Origin of the sequence: Microbacterium sp. NPDC056736 (assembly GCF_042790415.1) — a bacterium.
In the GTDB taxonomy this organism is placed as follows: Bacteria; Actinomycetota; Actinomycetes; order Actinomycetales; family Microbacteriaceae; genus Microbacterium.
Map to the genome: position 1 here is coordinate 100,430 of NZ_JBHTZE010000006.1, position 19,260 is coordinate 119,689.

Annotated in this window: 12 protein-coding genes; 5 read left to right on the forward strand and 7 right to left on the reverse strand. The window is 72.4% G+C overall.

The window, feature by feature from the left end:
• Positions 1-76: 76 nt before the first annotated feature.
• Positions 77-1,000, reverse strand: a complete 924-nt coding sequence (locus ACFRAL_RS13015; protein WP_378883841.1) for a 1,4-dihydroxy-2-naphthoyl-CoA synthase — start codon at positions 998-1,000, stop codon at positions 77-79.
• A gap of 111 nt (positions 1,001-1,111) precedes the next feature.
• Here ACFRAL_RS13015 and ACFRAL_RS13020 point away from each other — a divergent pair, with 111 nt between their 5' ends.
• Positions 1,112-1,660, forward strand: a complete 549-nt coding sequence (locus tag ACFRAL_RS13020) for a hypothetical protein (protein WP_378883539.1) — start codon at positions 1,112-1,114, stop codon at positions 1,658-1,660.
• Position 1,661: 1 nt separating this feature from the next.
• Positions 1,662-5,081 carry an ATP-binding cassette domain-containing protein gene (locus tag ACFRAL_RS13025; RefSeq protein ID WP_378883541.1) on the forward strand — a complete coding sequence of 1,140 codons (3,420 nt, stop codon included), beginning with the start codon at positions 1,662-1,664 and terminating at the stop codon, positions 5,079-5,081.
• A gap of 110 nt (positions 5,082-5,191) precedes the next feature.
• On the opposite strand, the gene metH is transcribed toward ACFRAL_RS13025, so the two are convergent.
• The 4 genes from metH to ACFRAL_RS13045 all read right to left on the reverse strand — a co-directional run bounded on the left by metH (position 5,192) and on the right by ACFRAL_RS13045 (position 11,168).
• Positions 5,192-8,824, reverse strand: coding sequence for a methionine synthase (metH, locus tag ACFRAL_RS13030; RefSeq protein WP_378883544.1), 3,633 nt, complete (start codon positions 8,822-8,824; stop codon positions 5,192-5,194).
• 185 nt (positions 8,825-9,009) lie between these two features.
• The gene (locus tag ACFRAL_RS13035; RefSeq protein ID WP_378883547.1) at positions 9,010-9,807 is read right to left on the reverse strand and encodes an LLM class F420-dependent oxidoreductase; all 798 of its coding nucleotides are present in this window, start codon (positions 9,805-9,807) and stop codon (positions 9,010-9,012) included.
• A gap of 52 nt (positions 9,808-9,859) precedes the next feature.
• Complete coding sequence (locus ACFRAL_RS13040) at positions 9,860-10,831, reverse strand: permease prefix domain 1-containing protein (RefSeq protein WP_378883550.1); 972 nt, start codon at positions 10,829-10,831, stop codon at positions 9,860-9,862.
• 1 nt (position 10,832) lies between these two features.
• Positions 10,833-11,168 (reverse strand): PadR family transcriptional regulator, encoded by a 336-nt coding sequence (locus ACFRAL_RS13045; RefSeq protein ID WP_336394781.1) that lies wholly within the window; start codon positions 11,166-11,168, stop codon positions 10,833-10,835.
• Positions 11,169-11,267: 99 nt separating this feature from the next.
• On the opposite strand from ACFRAL_RS13045, the gene ACFRAL_RS13050 reads away from it, so the two are divergent.
• Positions 11,268-12,269: an o-succinylbenzoate synthase gene (locus ACFRAL_RS13050; protein ID WP_378883553.1), complete on the forward strand. Its 1,002-nt coding sequence runs from the start codon at positions 11,268-11,270 to the stop codon at positions 12,267-12,269.
• Positions 12,270-12,275: 6 nt separating this feature from the next.
• Here the strand turns inward: ACFRAL_RS13050 and ACFRAL_RS13055 are convergent, their stop codons facing one another.
• Positions 12,276-12,914, reverse strand: coding sequence for a TetR/AcrR family transcriptional regulator (locus tag ACFRAL_RS13055; RefSeq protein WP_378883556.1), 639 nt, complete (start codon positions 12,912-12,914; stop codon positions 12,276-12,278).
• A 137-nt stretch (positions 12,915-13,051) separates the two neighbouring features.
• Here ACFRAL_RS13055 and ACFRAL_RS13060 point away from each other — a divergent pair, with 137 nt between their 5' ends.
• Together ACFRAL_RS13060 and ACFRAL_RS13065 are read left to right on the forward strand one after the other, a co-directional pair.
• The gene (locus tag ACFRAL_RS13060) at positions 13,052-15,955 is read left to right on the forward strand and encodes an MMPL family transporter (RefSeq protein WP_378883559.1); all 2,904 of its coding nucleotides are present in this window, start codon (positions 13,052-13,054) and stop codon (positions 15,953-15,955) included.
• The gene (locus tag ACFRAL_RS13065; RefSeq protein WP_378883563.1) at positions 15,952-17,994 is read left to right on the forward strand and encodes a YhgE/Pip family protein; all 2,043 of its coding nucleotides are present in this window, start codon (positions 15,952-15,954) and stop codon (positions 17,992-17,994) included. The genes ACFRAL_RS13060 and ACFRAL_RS13065 overlap by 4 nt, the downstream gene beginning before the upstream one ends.
• 181 nt (positions 17,995-18,175) lie before the next feature.
• On the opposite strand, the gene ccsB is transcribed toward ACFRAL_RS13065, so the two are convergent.
• Positions 18,176-19,258, reverse strand: coding sequence for a c-type cytochrome biogenesis protein CcsB (gene ccsB, locus ACFRAL_RS13070; RefSeq protein ID WP_336394776.1), 1,083 nt, complete (start codon positions 19,256-19,258; stop codon positions 18,176-18,178).
• Between the last annotated feature and the right edge of the window lie 2 nt (positions 19,259-19,260).

A 19,260-nucleotide genomic window follows, 5' to 3' on the forward strand; every position in this document is an offset into this window, starting at 1 on the left:
GAGCCCGACGGGGCCGACGCCGCGCGGGTCCGGCCCCGCTCGGGGCGATGCTGAGGAGTTCCGGTCATCGCCGCGCTCAGAAGTGCCAGGGGTAAGGCGACCAGTCCGGGTCGCGCTTCTGCAGGAACGCGTCGCGCCCCTCCACCGCCTCGTCGGTGCCGTACGCCAGGCGGGTCGCCTCGCCGGCGAACACCTGCTGGCCCACCATGCCGTCGTCGACGGCGTTGAACGCGAACTTGAGCATGCGGATGGCCGTCGGCGACTTCGTGAGGATCGTCCGCGCCATCGCGACGGCCTCGCGCTCGAGATCGTCGTGCGACACGACGCGGTTGACGGCGCCCATCTCGTACGCGCGCTGCGCCGAGTACTCCTCGGCGAGGAAGAACACCTCCCGGGCGAACTTCTGCCCGATCTGCCGCGCGAAGTACGCCGAGCCGTAGCCGGCGTCGAACGACCCGACGTCGGCGTCGGTCTGCTTGAACCGGCCGTGCTCGGCCGACGCGATCGACAGGTCGCACACGACGTGCAGGGAATGACCGCCGCCCGCAGCCCACCCGGGGATCACGGCGACGACCACCTTCGGCATGAAGCGGATGAGCCGCTGCACCTCGAGGATGTGCAGGCGTCCGGCCCGTGCGGAGTCGATGCTCGCCGAGCCGCCCCCGGTCCCCGAGCCTGTCGAGGGTCCGGCCGCTTCGCCGGCCTCGGCGGGCGTCTCGTACTTGTAGCCGTCGCGGCCGCGGATGCGCTGGTCGCCGCCCGAGCAGAACGCCCAGCCGCCGTCCTTGGGACTGGGGCCGTTGCCCGTGAGCAGCACGACGCCGATGCGCGGGTCGTGGCGGGCGAGGTCCAGCGCGCGGTACAGCTCGTCGACGGTGTGCGGGCGGAACGCGTTGCGCACCTCGGGCCGGTCGAACGCGATCCGGGCGATCCGGCCGTCCTTCGAGACGTGGGAGGTGATGTCGGTGTAGCCGCCCTCGGGGGCGCCGGGCGCCGGCATCCACTCGTCTTCGTCGAACAGTTGCGAAACGCTCACCCGGCCAGCCTACGGCGGGCCGCAACCGGGCGTCATCTGCCGTCGGGCATCCGCGCCGCGGCCTAGCCTGGATCGGTGACCTCGACTCTTCGTGCTGCGGCAGCTGCCGCAGCATCCGCCGCCCTCCTGTTCGCCCTCGCCGCCTGCGCATCGCCCGCCCCCGAGCAGGCCCCGACGCCCACGGAGACCAAGACGGTGGCCGTGCTCGACGAGGCCTGCGCCGAGGACGCGGGCGTGACGGTCGTCGTCGACGCCTCGTCGCTGGAGGACGGCGACAGCAAGACCTGGTGCGTCGGCACCGACGAGACGCTCGCCGCGGCCGATGCGCTCACGCTCGTGGGGGTCGAGACCGAGGGCACCGAGGAGTACGGCGACCAGGTCGTGTGCCGTGTCAACGGCGTTCCCGCCGAGAGCACCGCGCTCACCGCGGAGGACGGCTCCGAGTACTTCGAGACCTGCGCGTCGATGCCCGCGGCGTTCGCGTACTGGGCGCTGTGGGTCAAGCCCTCGGGCGACGAGTGGGGCTACGCGCAGGAGGGCCTCTCGACGCTGCAGCTCGAGCCCGGCGAATCGGTCGCACTCCTCTTCACGGTGAACGGCGAGCCGGCCGCTCCGGCGACGTGACATGACCTTCCGGCCCGGTCCCCTGCGGGCGGCGGCGGCCCTCGCCGCCGTGTTCGTGGCGGCCCGGGTGGTGTACCGCGTGCTGTTCCACGGCGCCGACGGCGACGGCGTCGTGCTGCTGGCCCTGCCCGAGATCCGGCTGCCCGCGCCGTTCGCGCACGTCGTGCTGCTCGGCCCGGTGACGGCGGACGGGCTGTGGGATGCCGCCGCCGGCGCGCTTCCGATCGCGCTGGCGATCCTCGCCTTCGGCGTCCTGAACGCCGTCGTCGACCTCACCCGCGTGTTCGCGCGCCTCTCGCGTCGCGGCCCGCTGCGGGGCATCGCCCGCGCCCTCGCGATCGCGGGGGCCACGCTGCCGTCGCTCGCGGACGGCGCCCGAGCGGTGGGGTTCGCCCAGCGTCTCCGCGGCGAGCGCGGGGGTGCACGGATGCTGCTTCCCCTCCTCGAGCGCACGCTCGAGCGGGCCGGAAGCGTCGCGGCCGCGCTCGAACTGCGCGGCTTCGCGGGGCGCGGACTCGACGGCGACTGCCTCGCCCCCGTCGAGGCGCACGACGTCGAGATCGGATTCGGCGAGCCGGCCACGGCCCCTGGCTACGCGGCCGGCGCGTCGCGCGCAGGCTCGGGCCGCGTGGGCGCAGCCTGGGGCCGCGGCATCCGTCTTCCGACCGAACTCGTCCTCGAAGCCGGCACCCTCACGCTCCTGGCGGGACCGACAGGCTCGGGCAAGACCACGCTGCTGCGAGCGATCGCCGGCCTGCACTCGCACACCGACGGCGGCTGGATCTCCGGGTCGCTGGGCGTCGTCGGGCACGAACGTGTCCCGGTGCCGCCGCGCGACCTCGCGCAGCGCGTGGGCGTGGTTCTGCAGCATCCGCGCGAGGCGTTCGCGACCGAGCTCGTTCGCGACGAGATCGGCCTCTCGCTCGAGCTGCGCGGCGTGGCGCCCGTGATCGCCGCCGCGCGCGTGGCCGAGGTCGCCGAACGGGTCGGGGTCGCGAGCCTGCTCGACCGCCCCACCCGCGGACTCTCGGCGGGTGAGGCGACGCTCGTCGCGATCGCGGCCGCGATCGTGGAGCACCCGATCCTGCTCCTCGTCGACGAACCCCTCGCCGATCTCGACGCCGACGCCCGCCGGCGGATCGCCCGGCTGCTCGACGCGCTCGCGCACGACGCCGGCATGAGCGTGGTCGTCGCCGAGCACCGCGTCGAGTCCCTGTCGGGGATCGCCGATCTGGTACTGCGCGTGCGGAAGGGCGAGGTCGAGCCGGTCGGGCGAGGCGAGGTAGAGCGGGGCGACGGGGCTGTCGAGCGAGTCGACGGCGCCGAGGGCGAACGGGGCGGGATCGAGCGGCTCGACGGGCATGTCGACCGGGTCGACCACGACGTCCATCCGGTGGGGCCGGCATCGGCCGGGTCGGCCTCTGCGCCGCCGACGTCGGGTTCGGGGCGCTCCATAGGCGTTCGGGGCGCACCGGATGCGCCCCGAACGTACGGAGTGCGCCCCGAACCCGAGGAAGCGCCGGCGACCCTGGGTTGCGCCGGGCAGGAGCCGGTGTTGCGCGCGCGAGGCATCACCGTGCGCCACCGCGACGCGATCGCCGTGACGGGGGCGGATCTCGACCTCTACCCCGGCGAGATCGTCGCGCTCGTCGGACCCAACGGCGCCGGCAAGTCGAGCCTGCTCGCCGCGCTCGCACTCCCCGAGCGCGGGGACCATGTCTCGACGCGCGGCCGCGTGGCGCTCGTTCCGGATGCCTCCGACGACCTCTTCGTCAGCGATTCCGTCCTCGCCGAATGCGTGCGCGCCGACCGCCGCGCCGTGAAGAGGGCGCCCCACGCTTCGCGGGATCCGCGCCGGCACACGCGCCGCCTGTCCGCCGGCCGGAACGAGGAGAGCCGCCGGAACGAGGACGCCATCGGTCCCATCGATCCTCTGTCCGGCAGATCTCCTGTTCTCGTCGGCCACGGCGGCTCGTCGACTGCCGACAGGTTCGCCGGCTTCCTCGGCCTCGAGCCCCGCGACGCCGAGTTCGCGGCGCGACTCGCTCGGCATCCGCGCGACCTCTCCGCCGGAGAGCGGCGCTGCCTGGCGCTGGCCATCCAGCTCGCCGCCCGGCCCCTCGTGCTCATGGTCGACGAGCCGACCCGGGGACTCGACCCCGCCGCGCGCGAGATGGTGTGGGCCGCCCTCGCATCGGTCGCCGCCGCGGGCGCCGCCGTGCTCGTCGCATCGCACGAGCCGGGCTTCACCGCGCGCGCCGACCGCACCCTCGCGATGCGCGCGGGCGTCCTCGCCGGCGAGCACATCGACGCGGCGACCGCACCGACGTCGGAGCCTGCCTCGCACGCCATGGACGCGTCACCGGACGCCGCCTTCGAGAAGGCGTCCGGGCTCGCAACAGAGGCCGACGCGATGCCGGATCAGGAAGCCGCGACGACACCGGACGCCTACCGCGCCACTCCCGCGCGGACCGGCGACACGAGCGCGCCCCCTACGACCCCGGCCACCGCCGGAACGCCGCCGACGGCACCGCGCGGGGCTGCGGCATCCGTCCCCCTTCGGCCCCTCCCCCGGCAGCACAGCGGGCTCCGTCGGCTGCCGCTGATCGCGCTCGCGGCGGCGAACCTCGTCGCCCTCGGCGCGTTCTGCTGGCCGCTCGTCGCCACCGCGGTGCCCGAGCAGGCGCACGCCGCCGTGCCGGTCGCGGCGCTCGCGCTCGTGCCGCTGGCCGCGCTGGTCGTCGTGGCGACGCTCGACGGCACGGTGCGATCGGCGCATCTGCTCGCTCTCCTCGGCACGCTCGCCGCGATCGGCGCGGCCGTGCGCATCGCGGGCACCGGCGTCGGCGGAGTTGAGGCGGTGTTCATCCTGCTGATCCTCGCGGGCCGCGCCTACGGCGCACGGTTCGGGATGCTCCTCGGCATGGCGACGATCGCCCTGTCGACGCTGATCACGGGGACCTTCGGCCCGTGGACGCCCTTCCAGCTGTTCGCGTGCGCGTGGGTCGGTGCGGTCGCGGGGCTCCTCCCCCGACGGTCGACCTCGACACGGCGCGGGCCCCGGCGCTCGATCCAGCATCCGGGCTCCGCGGAGATCGCGATGCTCTGCGTCTACGGCGTGGTGGCCTCCTACGTGTTCGGCCTGCTGATGAACCTGTGGTTCTGGCCCTTCGCCGTCGGGTACGGCACCGGCATCTCCTACGACGGCGAGGCGCCACTGGACGTGAACCTCGCCAGCTTCCTCGTGTACTCGCTCGTCACCTCGACCCTCAGCTGGGACACGCTCCGCGCGATCACGACGGCCGTCGGGCTGGTCGTCGTGGGGCGACCGATCCTCGCCGCCTTGCGCCGCACCAAGCCGCTCGCGTCGCGGACACCCGCCACTCGCGTACCGCGAGAGCGCGCCCCTGCCCTATCGTGAAGCGGCGTGGGTGCACATCACGCCACCCCCGGGCATCACGGTCCAGCTCACGACGGAATGACGCGACGGATGCTGCGGGCCGCGGCATCCGCTCTCCTTCGCGTCTCGGGTCAGACCGAGAAGTACTTCGCCTCGGGGTGGTGGAAGACGAAGGCGTCGGTGGACTGCTCGGGGTGCAGCTGCAGCTCCTCGCTGAGCTCGACGCCCATGCGCTCGGGGCGCAGGAGCTCGACGACCTTGCGGCGGTCCTCCATGTCGGGGCACGCGGGGTAGCCGAGGGAGAAGCGCGCACCGCGGTACTCGAGCTTGAACAGCCCGGCCGTCTCGGCCGGATCCTCGTGCGAGAAGCCGAGCTCGGAGCGGATGCGGGCGTGCCAGAACTCGGCGAGCGCTTCGGTCAGCTGCATCACGAGGCCGTTGAGCTCGTAGTAGTCGCGATACTTGTCCTCGGCGAAGAGCTTGGCGGTCACGGAGTCGATGTTGGCGCCGGCCGTCACCAGCTGTACCGGCATCACGTCGAACGCGCCCGATTCGCGCGATCGCACGAAGTCGGCCAGGCACAGGTGGCGGTCGCGGCGCTGGCGGGGGAAGTGGAAGCGCAGCCGGTCGGAGCCGAGCTCGCCGCCCGAACCTCCGTCGGGCGCGAGCAGGCCGGGCACGCCGAGCACGCCGGACGGGTCGTCGCCGTGATGCAGCACCACGACGTCGTTGCCGTCCGACACGACGGGGAAGTATCCGTAGGCGACCGACGCGTCGAGCATGCCCTCTGCGAGGATGCGGTCGAGCCAGTACCGCAGGCGCGGGCGGCCCTCGGTGTCGACGAGCTGCTCGTACGAGGCGCCGTCCTCGCCGCGGCCGGGCTTGAGGCCCCACTGGCCCATGAACGTCGCGCGCTCGTCGAGGAACGCGGCGTAGTCCTGCAGGGCGATGCCGCGGACGATGCGCGTGCCCCAGAACGGCGGCGCGGGGACGGGATTGTCGGATGCCACGTCCGAGCGCGTCGGCATGGCCTCGGGCTCCGTGAGGGTGAGCTTGGACCCGGCGGCGTGTCGTCGCTTCTTCAGCGCCGGCAGCCCGACCGTGGCCGGGTCGGCGCCGCGCGCGATCCTCACGAGCGGCTCCATGAGGGCGAGTCCCTCGAACGCGTCGCGGGCGTAGCGCACCTCGCCGTCGAACAGCGACGCGAGGTCGTCCTCGACGTAGGCGCGCGTCAATGCGGCGCCGCCGAGGATCACCGGCCACTTCTTCGCGAGGCCGCGGGACTGCAGCTCCTCGAGGTTCTCCTTCATCACGACGGTGGACTTCACGAGCAGGCCCGACATGCCGATGACGTCGGCGTCGTGCTCCTCGGCGGCGGCGATGATGTCGGCGATCGGCTGCTTGATGCCGAGGTTGATCACGTCGTACCCGTTGTTGGTGAGGATGATGTCGACGAGGTTCTTGCCGATGTCGTGCACGTCGCCGCGGACCGTCGCCAGGACGATGCGGCCCTTGCCCGAGGCATCCGTCTTCTCCATGTGCGGCTCGAGCAGCGCCACGGCCGTCTTCATGACCTCGGCCGACTGCAGCACGAAGGGCAGCTGCATCTCGCCGGCGCCGAATCGCTCGCCGACGACCTTCATGCCCTCGAGCAGGTGGTCGTTGATGATCTGCAGCGGAGCCAGCCCGCCCTCGCGGGCGAGGTCGAGGTCGGCCTCGAGCCCCTTGCCCTCGCCGTCGATGATGCGACGCTCGAGCCGCTCGCCGACGGGCAGCGCCGCGAGTTCGGCGGCCCGCTGGTTGCGCAGGGCCGCCGTGTCGACGCCGGCGAAGAGGTCGAGCATGCGCGCGAGCGGGTCGTACGTGACGTTGCCGTCGGCGTCGTGCTCGCGTCGGTCCCAGACCAGGTCGAGGGCGACCTTGCGCTGCTCCTCCGAGATCGACGCCAGCGGCACGATCTTCGCCGCGTCGATGATGCCCGACGTGAGGCCGGCCTCCACCGCCTCGTGCAGGAACGCGGAGTTGAGCACGCTGCGCGCGGCCGGGTTGAGGCCGAACGACACGTTCGAGACGCCGAGGGTCGTGTTGATGCCCGGGTACTTCGCGGAGATCTGCCGGATCGCCTCGATGGTCTCGATCGCGTCGCGGCGCGTCTCCTCCTGGCCGGTGGCGATCGGGAACGTCAGGCAGTCGACGATGATGTCGCTCACCCGCATGCCCCACTCGCCGACCAGCTCGTCGACGAGGCGCGACGCGATCGCCACCTTGCCCTCGGTCGTGCGGGCCTGGCCGTGCTCGTCGATCGTGAGGGCGACGACGGCGGCGCCGTGCTCCTTCACGAGCGGCATGATGCGGCCGAAGCGTGACGTGGGGCCGTCGCCGTCCTCGTAGTTCACCGAGTTCACGACGGGGCGGCCGCCGATGAGCTCGAGTCCCGCGGCGATGACGGCGGGCTCGGTGGAGTCGACGACGAGCGGCAGGGTCGAGGCGCTCGCCAGGCGCGACACGACCTCGCGCATGTCGGCGGCTCCGTCGCGTCCGACGTAGTCGGTGCAGACGTCGAGCAGGTGCGCGCCGACGCGGATCTGCTCGCGGGCGATCTCGACGCAGTCGTCCCACCGCTCCTCGAGCATCGCCTCGCGGAACGCCTTGGAGCCGTTCGCGTTGGTGCGCTCGCCGATGGCGAGGTACGAGGCATCCTGCTGGAACGACACATGCTGGTACAGCGACGCGACACCCGGCTCGATCGCGGGATGCCGCTCCCCCGCGCCGCGCAGCGGGCGCAGGCGCTCGACGACCGCGGCGAGATGCTCGGGCGTCGTGCCGCAGCATCCGCCGACGAGGCCCAGCCCGAACTCGCGCACGAACTGCTCGTGCGCCGTCGCGAGCTCGGCCGGCGTGAGCGGGTAGTGCGCGCCGTTCGCGCCGAGCACGGGAAGCCCCGCGTTCGGCATGCACGCGACCGGCACCGTCGCGTGCTTCGACAGGTGCCGCAGATGCTCGCTCATCTCGGTCGGGCCGGTGGCGCAGTTGAGGCCGATGGCGTCGACGCCCAGCGGCTCGATGGCCGTCAGCGCCGCCCCGATCTCGGACCCCATGAGCATGGTGCCGGTGGTCTCGACGGTCACCTCGACGAAGATCGGCAGTCGGATGCCGCGGCTCACGATCGCCTGACGGCAGCCGTTGATGGCGGCCTTGGTCTGCAGCAGGTCCTGGCTCGTCTCGACGAGGAAGGCGTCTGCGCCGCCGTCGATGAGTCCCTCCGCCTGCAGCGCGAACGTCTGCTTGAGGTTGTCGTAGGAGGTGTGGCCGAGGCTCGGGAGCTTGGTGCCGGGTCCCATCGACCCGAGCACCCACCGCACCCGCCCGTCGGCGGCCTCCGCCGCCTCGACCCGCTCGCGCGCGATGCGCGCCCCCCGCTCGGCGAGCTCGGCGATGCGGTCGTCGATGCCGTAGTCGCCGAGGTTCGACCAGTTCGCGCCGAACGTGTTCGTCTCGACGGCGTCGACCCCCACCTCGAGGTACGCGTCGTGGATGGCCGCGACGACGTCGGGCCGGGTGACGTTGAGGATCTCGTTGCAGCCCTCGAGCCCTGCGAAGTCGCCCTCGATCGACAGGTCGTACCGCTGCAGCATCGTGCCCATCGCCCCGTCGGCGATGACGACCCGCTCCCGCACGCCGTCCAGCAGCTGCTGCGACCGCTCGGGCCTGGGCACGCCCTCGATGTCGAGGGCGAAGCGCGGGGCAGACGGTGCGGCGGTCACCCCCGCGATCTTAGCCGCGGCGCCTCGTGCGACTGCGGTTCATGACGGATGCCGCGACGCGGCGAGCGCGGTCGGTGCGCGGCATCCGTCCCCGCCGATATCGCGCGTTCTCGTCGAGAGACCACGTCGTCGTCGCCCGGAACGTGGTCGCTCGGCGAGATCACGGTTTCTCGGCGGGAAGGAGGTCAGCCGTTCTTGGCGTCGCGCCAGCGCAGCCAGCGCTTCACCAGGTCGTAGTCCCAGTCCGGGCCGTGGAACGCGAGCGTGAAGAGGCGCACCCCGGCGGCGTGGAGCTCGTCGGCGAATCCCTCGCCGCGCTGGTGCAGCTCGTTCGAGATCACGAGATCCGACGTGTCGCGCTGCTCGCGCTCGGCCCACCGCTCGATGACCTCGAGCTTGCGCGGCAGCTCGTCGGGGCGCACGAAGCTGTGCCAGATGTCGGCGTGACGGGCGACCAGGCGCAGCGTCTTCTGCTCGCCCTTGCCGCCGATCATGACCGGGATCTCTCGCGTGGGCGCCGGGTTCAGCTTCTGCCAGCGCGCCTCGATACGCTCCAGGCCCGCCGCGAGGTCGTCCAGACGCGAGCCGGCGGTGCCGAACTCGTAGCCGTACTCCTCGTGGTCGCGGGCGAACCAGCCCGATCCCGTCGCGAAGATGAAGCGGCCCACGCCGTCCTTGGCCGAGATGTGGTCGACCGTGCGGGCCATGTCGGCCTGTAGGTCGGGGTTGCGGTAGCTGTTGCAGTTCACCAGGGCGCCGAACTCGACGCGCTCCGTCTGCTCGGCCCACGCGGCGAGCATGGTCCAGGACTCGAAGTGCAGGCCGTCGGGGTCCCCCGACAGCGGGAAGAAGTGGTCCCAGTTGAACAGGATGTCCACCCCCATCTCCTCCAGACGCAGGACGGCGTCGCGGAACGCGGAGTACGGGGCGTGCTGGGGCTGCAGCTGCACGCCGAGGCGCACAGGAGTATCGAGGAGGGGCATGGGAAAAAGACTAGGGCCGCCGCGAGGGGGCGGTCCCCGTTCCGGCGGCTCCTCAGCGCCGTGCCCGCGCCGCCTTGAGGAAGGAGTCGATGCTGTCCCACGCGGCGATCGCGACGACGCCGAACGCGAACCCGGTCGTGACGACGGTCGTGACGGTGCCGGAGGAATCGGAAGGGATCACCGCGTCGAGAAACTCCGGGTTGACCAGCTGCTGCTGCGACAGCAGCCACAGCGCGCCGCCTGCCACGGTGAGGTTGAGGAACAGGTTCACCGTCGCCGACCCGATGTCCCACCGGCCCTTGGCGTACACCGAGATCGCCAGGAGCGCCTCGAGCACCATGACCGCGAAGAGGCCGCCGATCCACCAGGGCCACAGGCTCGGGGCGAGGAACGACATCCACCCGGTCTCGGGCGTGTACACGAACCCGACGAAGTGGTCCCACAGGATCGCGCCGGCAGCGATCGCGAGGAACACCAGCGATGCCACCAGGTCGCTGAGACCGGTGCCCCGCTCCCGGGGCTCGGGCAGGTCGTCGGGCGTCCAGCGGCTCACGAGCCCGACGTCGGCGCTGTGGGTGGACCGCTCGACGATGAAGAAGACCAGCGTCGTCCAGAAGCCGATGTGGACCATCACGCTGAGCACGACGCTGACCACCGAGCCGATGATCTCGCCGAACTCCGCCCCCGACAGCGTCTGGCCCAGCGCCACGCCGAAGGCAGCGCACACCGGAACGATCGCCCACAGCAGCTTCGTGAGGCGCCACCACGTGAGGTAGTACCGCGGACCCACCAGCCACAGCGGCCGGTCGGTGTACTGCGCGGCGAGCTTGTCGGGGTCGCCGAGCTCGACGAGCACCGCGCGCTCGGCGTCCGGGCGGGGCTCCCCCTGCTCCACGCGCGCCTCGACCTGGTCGTCGATCGATGCCCGCAGCTCGGCGGCGAGGTCGGCGCGCTGGCCCTCGGGCACCGTGCGCATGGCGGCGTCGACGTAGCGGTCGGTGAGGGTGACGGGGGTGGTGTGCATGTCAGTGCTCCTCGGGGAGTGCGTCGATCGCGGCGGCGATCGCGTGGAAGTCGTCGATGAGGGCCGCCGCCAGCCGGGAGCCGGTGGCGCTGGTGCGGTAGAACTTGCGGGGCCGGGCCTCGTCGGTGTTCCACTCGCTCGTGAGGTACCCCTGCTTCTCGAGCCGCCGAAGCAGCGGGTACAGCGTGTTGGTGTCGGTGGCGAACCCGCGCTCGCCGAGCTGCTCGAGGAGCCCGTAGCCGTAGCCCGGCTGCTCGAGGAGCCGAAGGCACGCGAGCACGACTGTGCCGCGCCGCAGCTCCTGCAGATGGGTCTCGAGGACCTCGGATTCGCTCATACCCGACACGATACTGTGTGTCACACAGTATCGTCAACCGCACATTGTTCTGACGGGACTGCCCCGCGCGCGGACGAGGAGAACGGGCAGGATGGGGGCGTGAGCACTCCCGCACCCCTCCCCCCGCTCTCCGAGATCATCGCCGGCGCCCGCGTCGTGGCCCTGCCGCTCGTGACGCGGTTCCGCGGCGTCGACGTGCGGGAGGCCCTCGTCTTCGAGGGGCCCGAGGGCTGGAGCGAGTTCTCACCCTTCCTCGAGTACGGCGACGACGAGGCCGCGACGTGGCTCGCCGCCGCGATCGAGGATGCCTGGATGCCACGACCGCAAGCCCGCCGGGATTCCGTCGGCGTGAATGCGACGGTGCCGGCGGTGGACGCGGCATCCGTCCCCGCCGTTCTCGCACGGTTCGACGGCTGCCGGACCGCGAAGGTCAAGGTCGCCGAGCCCGGCCAGCGCCTGGCCGACGACGTCGCCCGCGTGCGCGCCGTGCGCGAGGAGATGGGGCCGGAGGGCCGCGTGCGGATCGACGCCAACGGCGCCTGGAACGTCGACGAGGCCGAGCGTGCCCTCCATGCGCTCGCCGAGTTCGACCTCGAGTACGCCGAGCAGCCCTGCGCGACCGTCGACGAGCTCGCGGAGCTGCGCCGGCGCGTGAAGTACATGGGCATCCCGATCGCCGCCGACGAGAGCGTGCGCAAGGCGGCCGACCCGCTCGCGGTCGCCCGCGCGGGCGCCGCGGACCTCCTCGTGATCAAGGCGCAGCCGCTCGGCGGCGTGCGGCGCGCGCTCGAGATCGTCGCCGAGGCGGGGCTGCCGGCGGTCGTGTCGAGCGCCCTCGACACGTCGGTGGGCCTGTCGATGGGCGTCGCCCTCGCGGCGGCGCTCCCCGACCTCGAGTACGACTGCGGGCTCGGCACGGCGTCGCTCTTGGCGGCCGACATCGCCGACCCGCCGCTCACCCCGCGCGACGGGGTTCTGCACGTCGGCCGCGTGAGGCCCGACCCGTCGCTGCTGGCCGCGCACGCGGCATCCGCCGACCGCACGCAGTGGTGGCTCGACCGCCTCGCGCGGTGCCACGCGATCCTCGCCGCAGCGGCCTGACCGCGGTCAGGCCGGATCGACCAGCGCGGTCGCGAGCCCCGCGGTGCGGTCGTTCACGAGCCGGTGCGTCTCGGCGGCGTCGAGGCCGGTCATGACGGCGTACGCCGACGCGTCCTCCCAGGTCTGCATGATGAGGCCCGCGAACTCGGCGGCCGGGAGCCGCAGCCGGAACCCGTACGACTGGGCGAGGCTCTCGATGAACGAGCCGACGCGCTCTGCCATGCCCTGCTGCCAGGCCACGTAGGTCTCGGCCAGCCGCGGGTCGCGCATGGCGCGGGTGCGGATCTCGCTGGTCAGCAGGATGCCCTGCTTGCGGTCGAACGCCACGTCCAGCAGCTGGCGCACCAGCGCGCCGGCCTCGAGGTTCTCCCCGCGGGACTGCAGCTCGGTGACGCGCTCGGCCACGGCATCGATCTTCTCGCCGGCGACGCGCTCGGTGAGGGCGAGCATCAGCTCGTCCTTCGTCTCGAAGTTCGAGTAGAAGGCGCCGCGGGTGAAGCCGGCGCGCTCGCAGATGGCTTCGACGGATGCCGCGTCCAGGCCGAGCTCGGCGAACACCTCGGCGGCGGCATCCAGCAGCTTCTGCCGCGTCGCCTCACGCCTCTTCGAGGTGCCGGACGCCTCGACCACGGGGGTGTCGCTCATCGGTCCTCTCCTCTTTCACCAGTCTCACACGGACTGTTCAGCTTCGGGCGCGCAACCCGCCTTACGATACACTCATGTATCCGATACAGCGCTGTATCGACAGATCCCGATCTTCCCACCCGTGAACCGGAGGCGCTGTGTCGACTCTTCTCTATGCGCTCGGACGCTGGGCATACCGCCACCCGTGGCGCGTGCTCGTCTCGTGGGTGCTGCTGCTGGCACTGGCCGGCGGCGGCGCACTGGTGTTCATGAAGGGGACCGACAACTCCTTCTCGATCCCCGGCACCGAGGCGCAGGAGGGCATCCAGCTGCTCGATCGCAGCTTCCCGCAGGCCAGCGGCACCAGCGCGCAGCTGGTGATCGTCGCCGCAGACGGTGACCGGGTCGATCAGGAGCCGTACGCCGCGGCGATCGACGACACCGTCGCGCACCTGGAGGACCTCGACGGCGTGATCGCCGTCACCGACCCGTTCGACGAGATGGTCACCGGGATGGTGTCGGACGACGAGTCGGCCGCGATCATCCGCCTGCAGTTCGACGGCCAGGCCACCGACGTCTCGGACGAGACGAAGGCCGGCCTGGAGGACGTCGCCGACGATCTGCGCTCGGCGCTGCCGGAGGGCTCGCAGGTCGCGATGGGCGGCGACCTGTTCTCGACCTCGGTCCCCGCGCTCTCGCTCATCGAGGCCGTCGGCGTGCTCATCGCGCTGTTCGTGCTGATCGTGACGTTCCGCTCGTTCGCGGTGGCGTGGTTCCCGCTGGTGTCGGCGCTGATCGGCGTCGGCCTCGCGATCGCGCTCATCTACGTGTCGACGGCGTTCGCGTCGATCTCGTCGACCACCCCGATGCTCGCCATCATGCTGGGTCTGGCGGTCGGCATCGACTACGCGCTGTTCATCGTGGCCAGGCACCAGGACCAGGTGCGCGCCGGCATCGAGCCGGAGGAGTCGGCGGCCCGCGCGACCGGTACGGCGGGCTCGGCGGTCGTCTTCGCCGGCGTGACCGTGCTGATCGCTCTCATCGGCCTCGGCTTCGCCGGCATCCCGTTCCTCACGACCATGGGCGTCGCGGCCGCCGTCGCCGTCGCCATCGCGGTGGTCGTCGCGATCACGCTGACCCCCGCACTGCTCGGCTTCGCCAAGAGCCGAGTGGCCGGCTGGGGGCACGGCCGGAAGCGCCGGGGGATGCCGCTCCCCGGCCGCTCACGGCCGGTCGGCGCCGCCGCCACCCCTGCCGCCGACGAAGCGGCGCAGGCTCCGGGGCGCCAGGCAGACGGCGCCTCGCCCGCGTCCCCCGCGGTGGCCGTGAAGAAGCCCAATCGCTGGGTGATGCTGGTGACCACGCACCCGCTGATCACGACGATCGCCGTCGTGGTGACCCTCGGGATCATGGCGATCCCCGCCGCGAGCCTCGGCCTCGCGCTGCCCAATGCCGGCGTGCAGCCGGAGTCGAGCCAGGCGCGGCAGGCGTACGACCTCACGGCCGAGCACTTCGGCCCCGGTGCGAACGGTCCCCTCATCATGACGGGCACGATCGTGACCTCGACCGACCCGCTCGGACTCATGGAGGACCTGGCCGCCGAGATCGAGCAGGTCCCCGGCGTCGAGGAGGTCGCGCTGGCGACGCCGAACGAGACGGCCGACACCGGGCTCATCCAGATCGTGCCCGAGACGGCGCCCGACGACCCCGCGACCGCCGACCTCGTCCGCGCGCTGCGCGACCTCGCTCCAGAGCTCGAGGACGAATACGGCGTCGACCTCCTCGTGACCGGCTTCACCGCCGTGGGCATCGACATCTCCGATCGCCTGGGCGCCGCCCTGCTGCCGTTCGGCGTCTTCGTCGTCGGCCTGTCGCTGGTGCTGCTGATGATCGTGTTCCGGTCGATCTGGGTGCCGATCAAGGCGGCGCTGGGCTACCTGCTGTCGGTCGCCGCGTCGTTCGGGGTCGTCGCCGCCGTGTTCGAGTGGGGCTGGGGCGCCGACCTCCTGCACGTCACCCGCACGGGCCCGGTCATCAGCTTCATGCCGATCATCCTGATGGGCGTGCTGTTCGGCCTGGCGATGGACTACCAGGTGTTCCTGGTCAGCCGCATGCGCGAGGACTACGTGCACGCACGCCGCGGCGCCGGCGGTCACGCCTCGCACAGCCGTCGCGACATCGCCATCGGGGCCGTGCGGTCCGGCTTCACGGCCTCGGCCCGCGTCGTCACCGCCGCGGCGATCATCATGTTCGCCGTGTTCGCGGCCTTCGTGCCCGAGGGCGACTCGTCGATCAAGCCGATCGCGTTGGGGCTGGCGGTCGGCATCGCCGTCGACGCCTTCCTCGTGCGCATGACGCTCGTGCCGGCGGTGATGACGCTGCTGGGCGACAACGCGTGGTGGATGCCACGGTGGCTCGAGCGGATCCTCCCCCACTTCGACATCGAGGGCGAGGCCGTCGAGCGGGAGCTCGCGCTCGCGTCGTGGCCGGAGCCCCACACGACGGCGGTCGTCGTCGGCGAGTCCGTCGGCGTCCGTGCCGACGCGGGTGGAACGGCCGGCGAGGTGGTCCTGTTCGAGGATGCCGCGTTCCGCGTGGAGCCCGGCGGTACCCTGATCGCCACCGGCGACCCGCGCGCCGCGCGCGCGTTCGCCCTCACGATCGCCGGCCGCTTGGCCCCCACCGACGGGCGCCTCCGTGTCGCGGGACACCTGCTGCCCGAGCGCGCGGCATGGGTGCGCGCGCACGTGGGCCTCGCCCTCCTCGGCGACGGCGACGAGCGCGTGCCCGCGCTGCGACGCGCTCTCGCCGGCAGGGCGAGCCTCGTCGTCATCGACGGGGTCGACACCCTGGACGCCGCCGAGCGCGACCAGGCCGCGGCGCTCCTGCGCGACGCGACGCAGTCGCTTCTCGATGACGCCCGCCTCACCCTCGTCCTGACCGCGCGCACCGAGAGCGCCGCACTCGCGCTCCTCGCGGACGCGCACCGGCCCGACGTCGCAGCGATCGCGCTGCGGGCGGGCAGCACACAGACCACTCGCTCCGCAGAGGTGAACGCATGACGCTTCCCATCGAACGCTCCCGCACGCGCCGGCCCGTCACCTGGCTGACGCTCATCGGCGTGCTGCTGCTCCCCGTCGTCATCGGCGGCATCCTCGTCGCAGCCCTCTACAACCCGGTCGAGCGCCTCGACGCCCTCACCGCGGCCGTCGTGAACGAGGACGAGCCGGTCACGATCGACGGACAGATGGTGCCGCTCGGCCGCCAGCTGACTGCCGGGCTCGTCGAGGGCTCGGACGAGCTCGACAGCAACCTCACCTGGAGGATCTCCAACGCCGAGGATGCCGAGGAAGGGCTCGCCGACGGCACCTACGCCGCCGTCATCACCATCCCCGAGAACTTCTCCGCCGCGGCGACGTCGACGCAGCCCGGCGAGACGCCCGAGCGGGCCACGATCGAGGTGACGACGCCGCCGGACAGCCTGATCGTGGACGACGCCATCACGGCGCAGGTCGCCACCGCCGCCGCGGGCACGATGGGCGCGCAGCTGTCGACCGTGTACCTCGAGAACGTGTTCCTCGGATTCACCACGCTCGGCGAGCAGCTCGGCAGCGCGGCGGACGGCGCGACACAGCTCGCCGACGGCGCCACGCAGGCCGCGGACGGCGCCGCCGAGCTGCCGGGCGGGATCACGGCGCTCGCCGACGGCACCGCACAGCTCTCGGACGGTGCGACGCAGCTCGCCGGCGGCGCCGGTCAGCTCGCGGGGGGCGCGAGCTCGCTGCAGTCCGGCCTCTCGACCATCGCGGGCAAGACGCGCGATGCCGCGGGCGGCGCGCAGCAGCTCGCCGACGGCGTGACCGGCGGCGCGACCGAGCTCGAGCAGACCGGGCTCGTCCCCGACGAGCTGTACGCGGGAGCCGACATGACCGCGACGCTCGCCGGCGACACGGAGGCGGCCGCCGCGAAGACGCTCGAACTCGCGAACAGGTGCTTCGCCGTCAGCAGCGACCCGCAGCTCTGCGTGGACCTCGTCACCCAGGCGACGATCACGCAGAAGACCGCCGAAGGTGCCGAGCAGGCGGCCCAGGGGACGGCGGGCGGGCTGCGCGCCTTCGACACCGGCGCCACCACCGAGTTCGCCGCCCAGTTCCGCGAGATCGCCGCGAACGTGTCCACACTGAGCGGCGGCCTCTCGCAGCTCGCGGGCGGCATCGACCAGTCCGCCGCCGGCGCGGGTGAGCTCGCGAGCGGCGCCGTCGGCATCCAGACCGGCGCGAACGGACTCGCCGCCGGCGCGTCGCAGCTCGCCTCCGGCGCCGACCAGGCAGCCGACGGCGCCACCAGCCTCGCCGACGGCGTGGCTCAGCTCGCGGACGGCACCGGAGAGCTCGCGAGCGGGCTGGCGACGGCATCCGATTCCATCCCCACCTACAGCGATGCCGAGGCGACGGATCTCGCCTCTGTCGTGGCTGACCCGGTCGAGGCGGAAGGTGTGGGCACCTCGCTGTTCGGCGCGTCGGCCGTTCCGCTGCTGGCGACGCTGGCGCTGTGGTTCGGCGGCCTGGGCACGTTCATCGCACTGCAGGCGGTGTCACGCCGCGCACTGACCTCGCGGGCGCCGTCGGCGCTGCTGGCGCTGCGCTCGTTCGCACCGGCCGCCGGCATCGGCGCGCTGCAGGGATTCCTCGTCGGCGGCGTGGTCCAGCTCGCGGCGTCGTACTCGTGGGCGGAGTGGACGGTCTTCACGCTGGTCTGCGTCGTCGCGGGCATCGCGTTCGCCGCGGTGAACCAGGGCTTGGTTGCGGTGTTCGGCGGTGCCGGCCGGTGGGTCTCGGCGCTCGTGGGCACGTTGGCGATCGCGACCGGAGTGGTCTCCACGGTGCCCGGCGTCCTCGCCGGCGTCGCCGCGCTGATGCCCACGACGCCCGCGTACCAGGGCATGGTCGCGGCGCTCACGTCGGCGTCGGGGCTGGGCGCGGCGATCGTCGGGCTGGTCGTGTGGACGCTGCTCGGGCTGGGGGCGACGATCCTCGTCGTCGCTCGCCGCCGCAGCACCTCGGCGCAGGATCTGCTCAAGGCCGTGCCCGCCGCGGCCTGACCCGCGCGCACGAAGGCCCGCGACCCCAAGGTCGCGTGCCTTCGTCATGTCAGGGGTGCGTCAGCGCCGATTCGCCGGGCGGGTCCTCGGGCCCGCGCTCCTGCCACTGTCGCCGACCTGCTGCGCGGAGCCAGCCGGGTTGACATCAAGACGCCGGGAGGCGAGGGGCACGATCAGGGAGTCAGCTCAGGCCGGAATAGGCGTGGAGGCCCTTGAAGAACATGTTCACGATGGTGAAGTTGAAGATCACGGCCGTGAAGCCGATGATCGACAGCCACGCGGAGCGCGCCCCGCGCCAGCCGCGCGTCGCTCGGGCGTGGATGTAGCCGGCGTACAGCACCCAGATGACGAAGGTCCACACTTCCTTGGTGTCGAAGCCCCAGTAGCGGCCCCACGCGTCGTTGGCCCAGATGGAGCCGGCGATCAGGGTGAACGTCCAGAAGATGAAGCCGAGGATCGCGAACCGGTACGCCAGCGACTCCAGGGCGTCGGCGCTCGGAAGCGTGCGGAGGAACCCGGGGCCGGTCTTGACCGTCCCGCTCTCGCCGGCGCCGTCGCGCGCCGCACGGCCGGCGGCAGCCACCTTGCGCTCGCGGCGACCCTGCATGAGCTGCAGCACCGAGAGCCCGAAGGCGAGGGCGAACAGCGCTGTGGCCAGCGACGCGACGAAGACGTGGATGACGAGCCACACCGACTTCAGCGGATCCATGAGCGGGACGATGTCGGTGTAGAACCAGATCGCCGTGCCGCCCAGCAGAACGACCGTGAGGCCCGTGATGAACGTCCCGAGGAACCGCAGGTCGTAGCGGAACAGCACCCCGAGGTACACCGCGACGATGAGGAGCGTGCCGGTGAGGGCGAACTCGTACATGTTCGACCACGGCACGCGGCCCGCCGCGATCCCGCGGGTGACGTCTCCGCCGAGGTGGAACAGGAAGCCGAGCACGGTCAGGGAGGTGCCGATGCGCGCCCACACGAGGCGCTGGCGGCGGCCGACGGGGGCGTTGAGCGCCGCCTCCGACGCGACCTCCTGATCGCGGAGCCGCTGGACGGGACCCGAGCGGTCCGCACCGGCGCCGCCGGCGGCGACGAGCTGACGCTCGCGCACGCTGCGGGCTGCGGCATCCCTCGAGTCGACGGCGACCGCACCGCGGCGGGCGAGGTCGACGGCGTACGCGATGAAGGCCAGTGCGTAGACCGCGATGGCCGTCCAGACCAGGAGCACCGAGACCGAGTCGAGCGAGAACGAGGAGGCTTCGGGCATGG

Bases quoted from the DNA above. Each gene is read 5' to 3' on its own strand.
- ACFRAL_RS13015 (WP_378883841.1), bottom strand. From the start codon at position 1,000: ATGCCGGCGCCCGGCGCCCCCGAGGGCGGCTACACCGACATCACCTCC.
- ACFRAL_RS13025 (WP_378883541.1), top strand. From the start codon at position 1,662: ATGACCTTCCGGCCCGGTCCCCTGCGGGCGGCGGCGGCCCTCGCCGCC.
- ACFRAL_RS13035 (WP_378883547.1), bottom strand. From the start codon at position 9,807: ATGCCCCTCCTCGATACTCCTGTGCGCCTCGGCGTGCAGCTGCAGCCC.
- ACFRAL_RS13040 (WP_378883550.1), bottom strand. From the start codon at position 10,831: ATGCACACCACCCCCGTCACCCTCACCGACCGCTACGTCGACGCCGCC.
- ACFRAL_RS13045 (WP_336394781.1), bottom strand. From the start codon at position 11,168: ATGAGCGAATCCGAGGTCCTCGAGACCCATCTGCAGGAGCTGCGGCGC.
- ACFRAL_RS13055 (WP_378883556.1), bottom strand. From the start codon at position 12,914: ATGAGCGACACCCCCGTGGTCGAGGCGTCCGGCACCTCGAAGAGGCGT.
- ACFRAL_RS13065 (WP_378883563.1), top strand. From the start codon at position 15,952: ATGACGCTTCCCATCGAACGCTCCCGCACGCGCCGGCCCGTCACCTGG.
- ccsB (WP_336394776.1), bottom strand. From the start codon at position 19,258: ATGCCCGAAGCCTCCTCGTTCTCGCTCGACTCGGTCTCGGTGCTCCTG.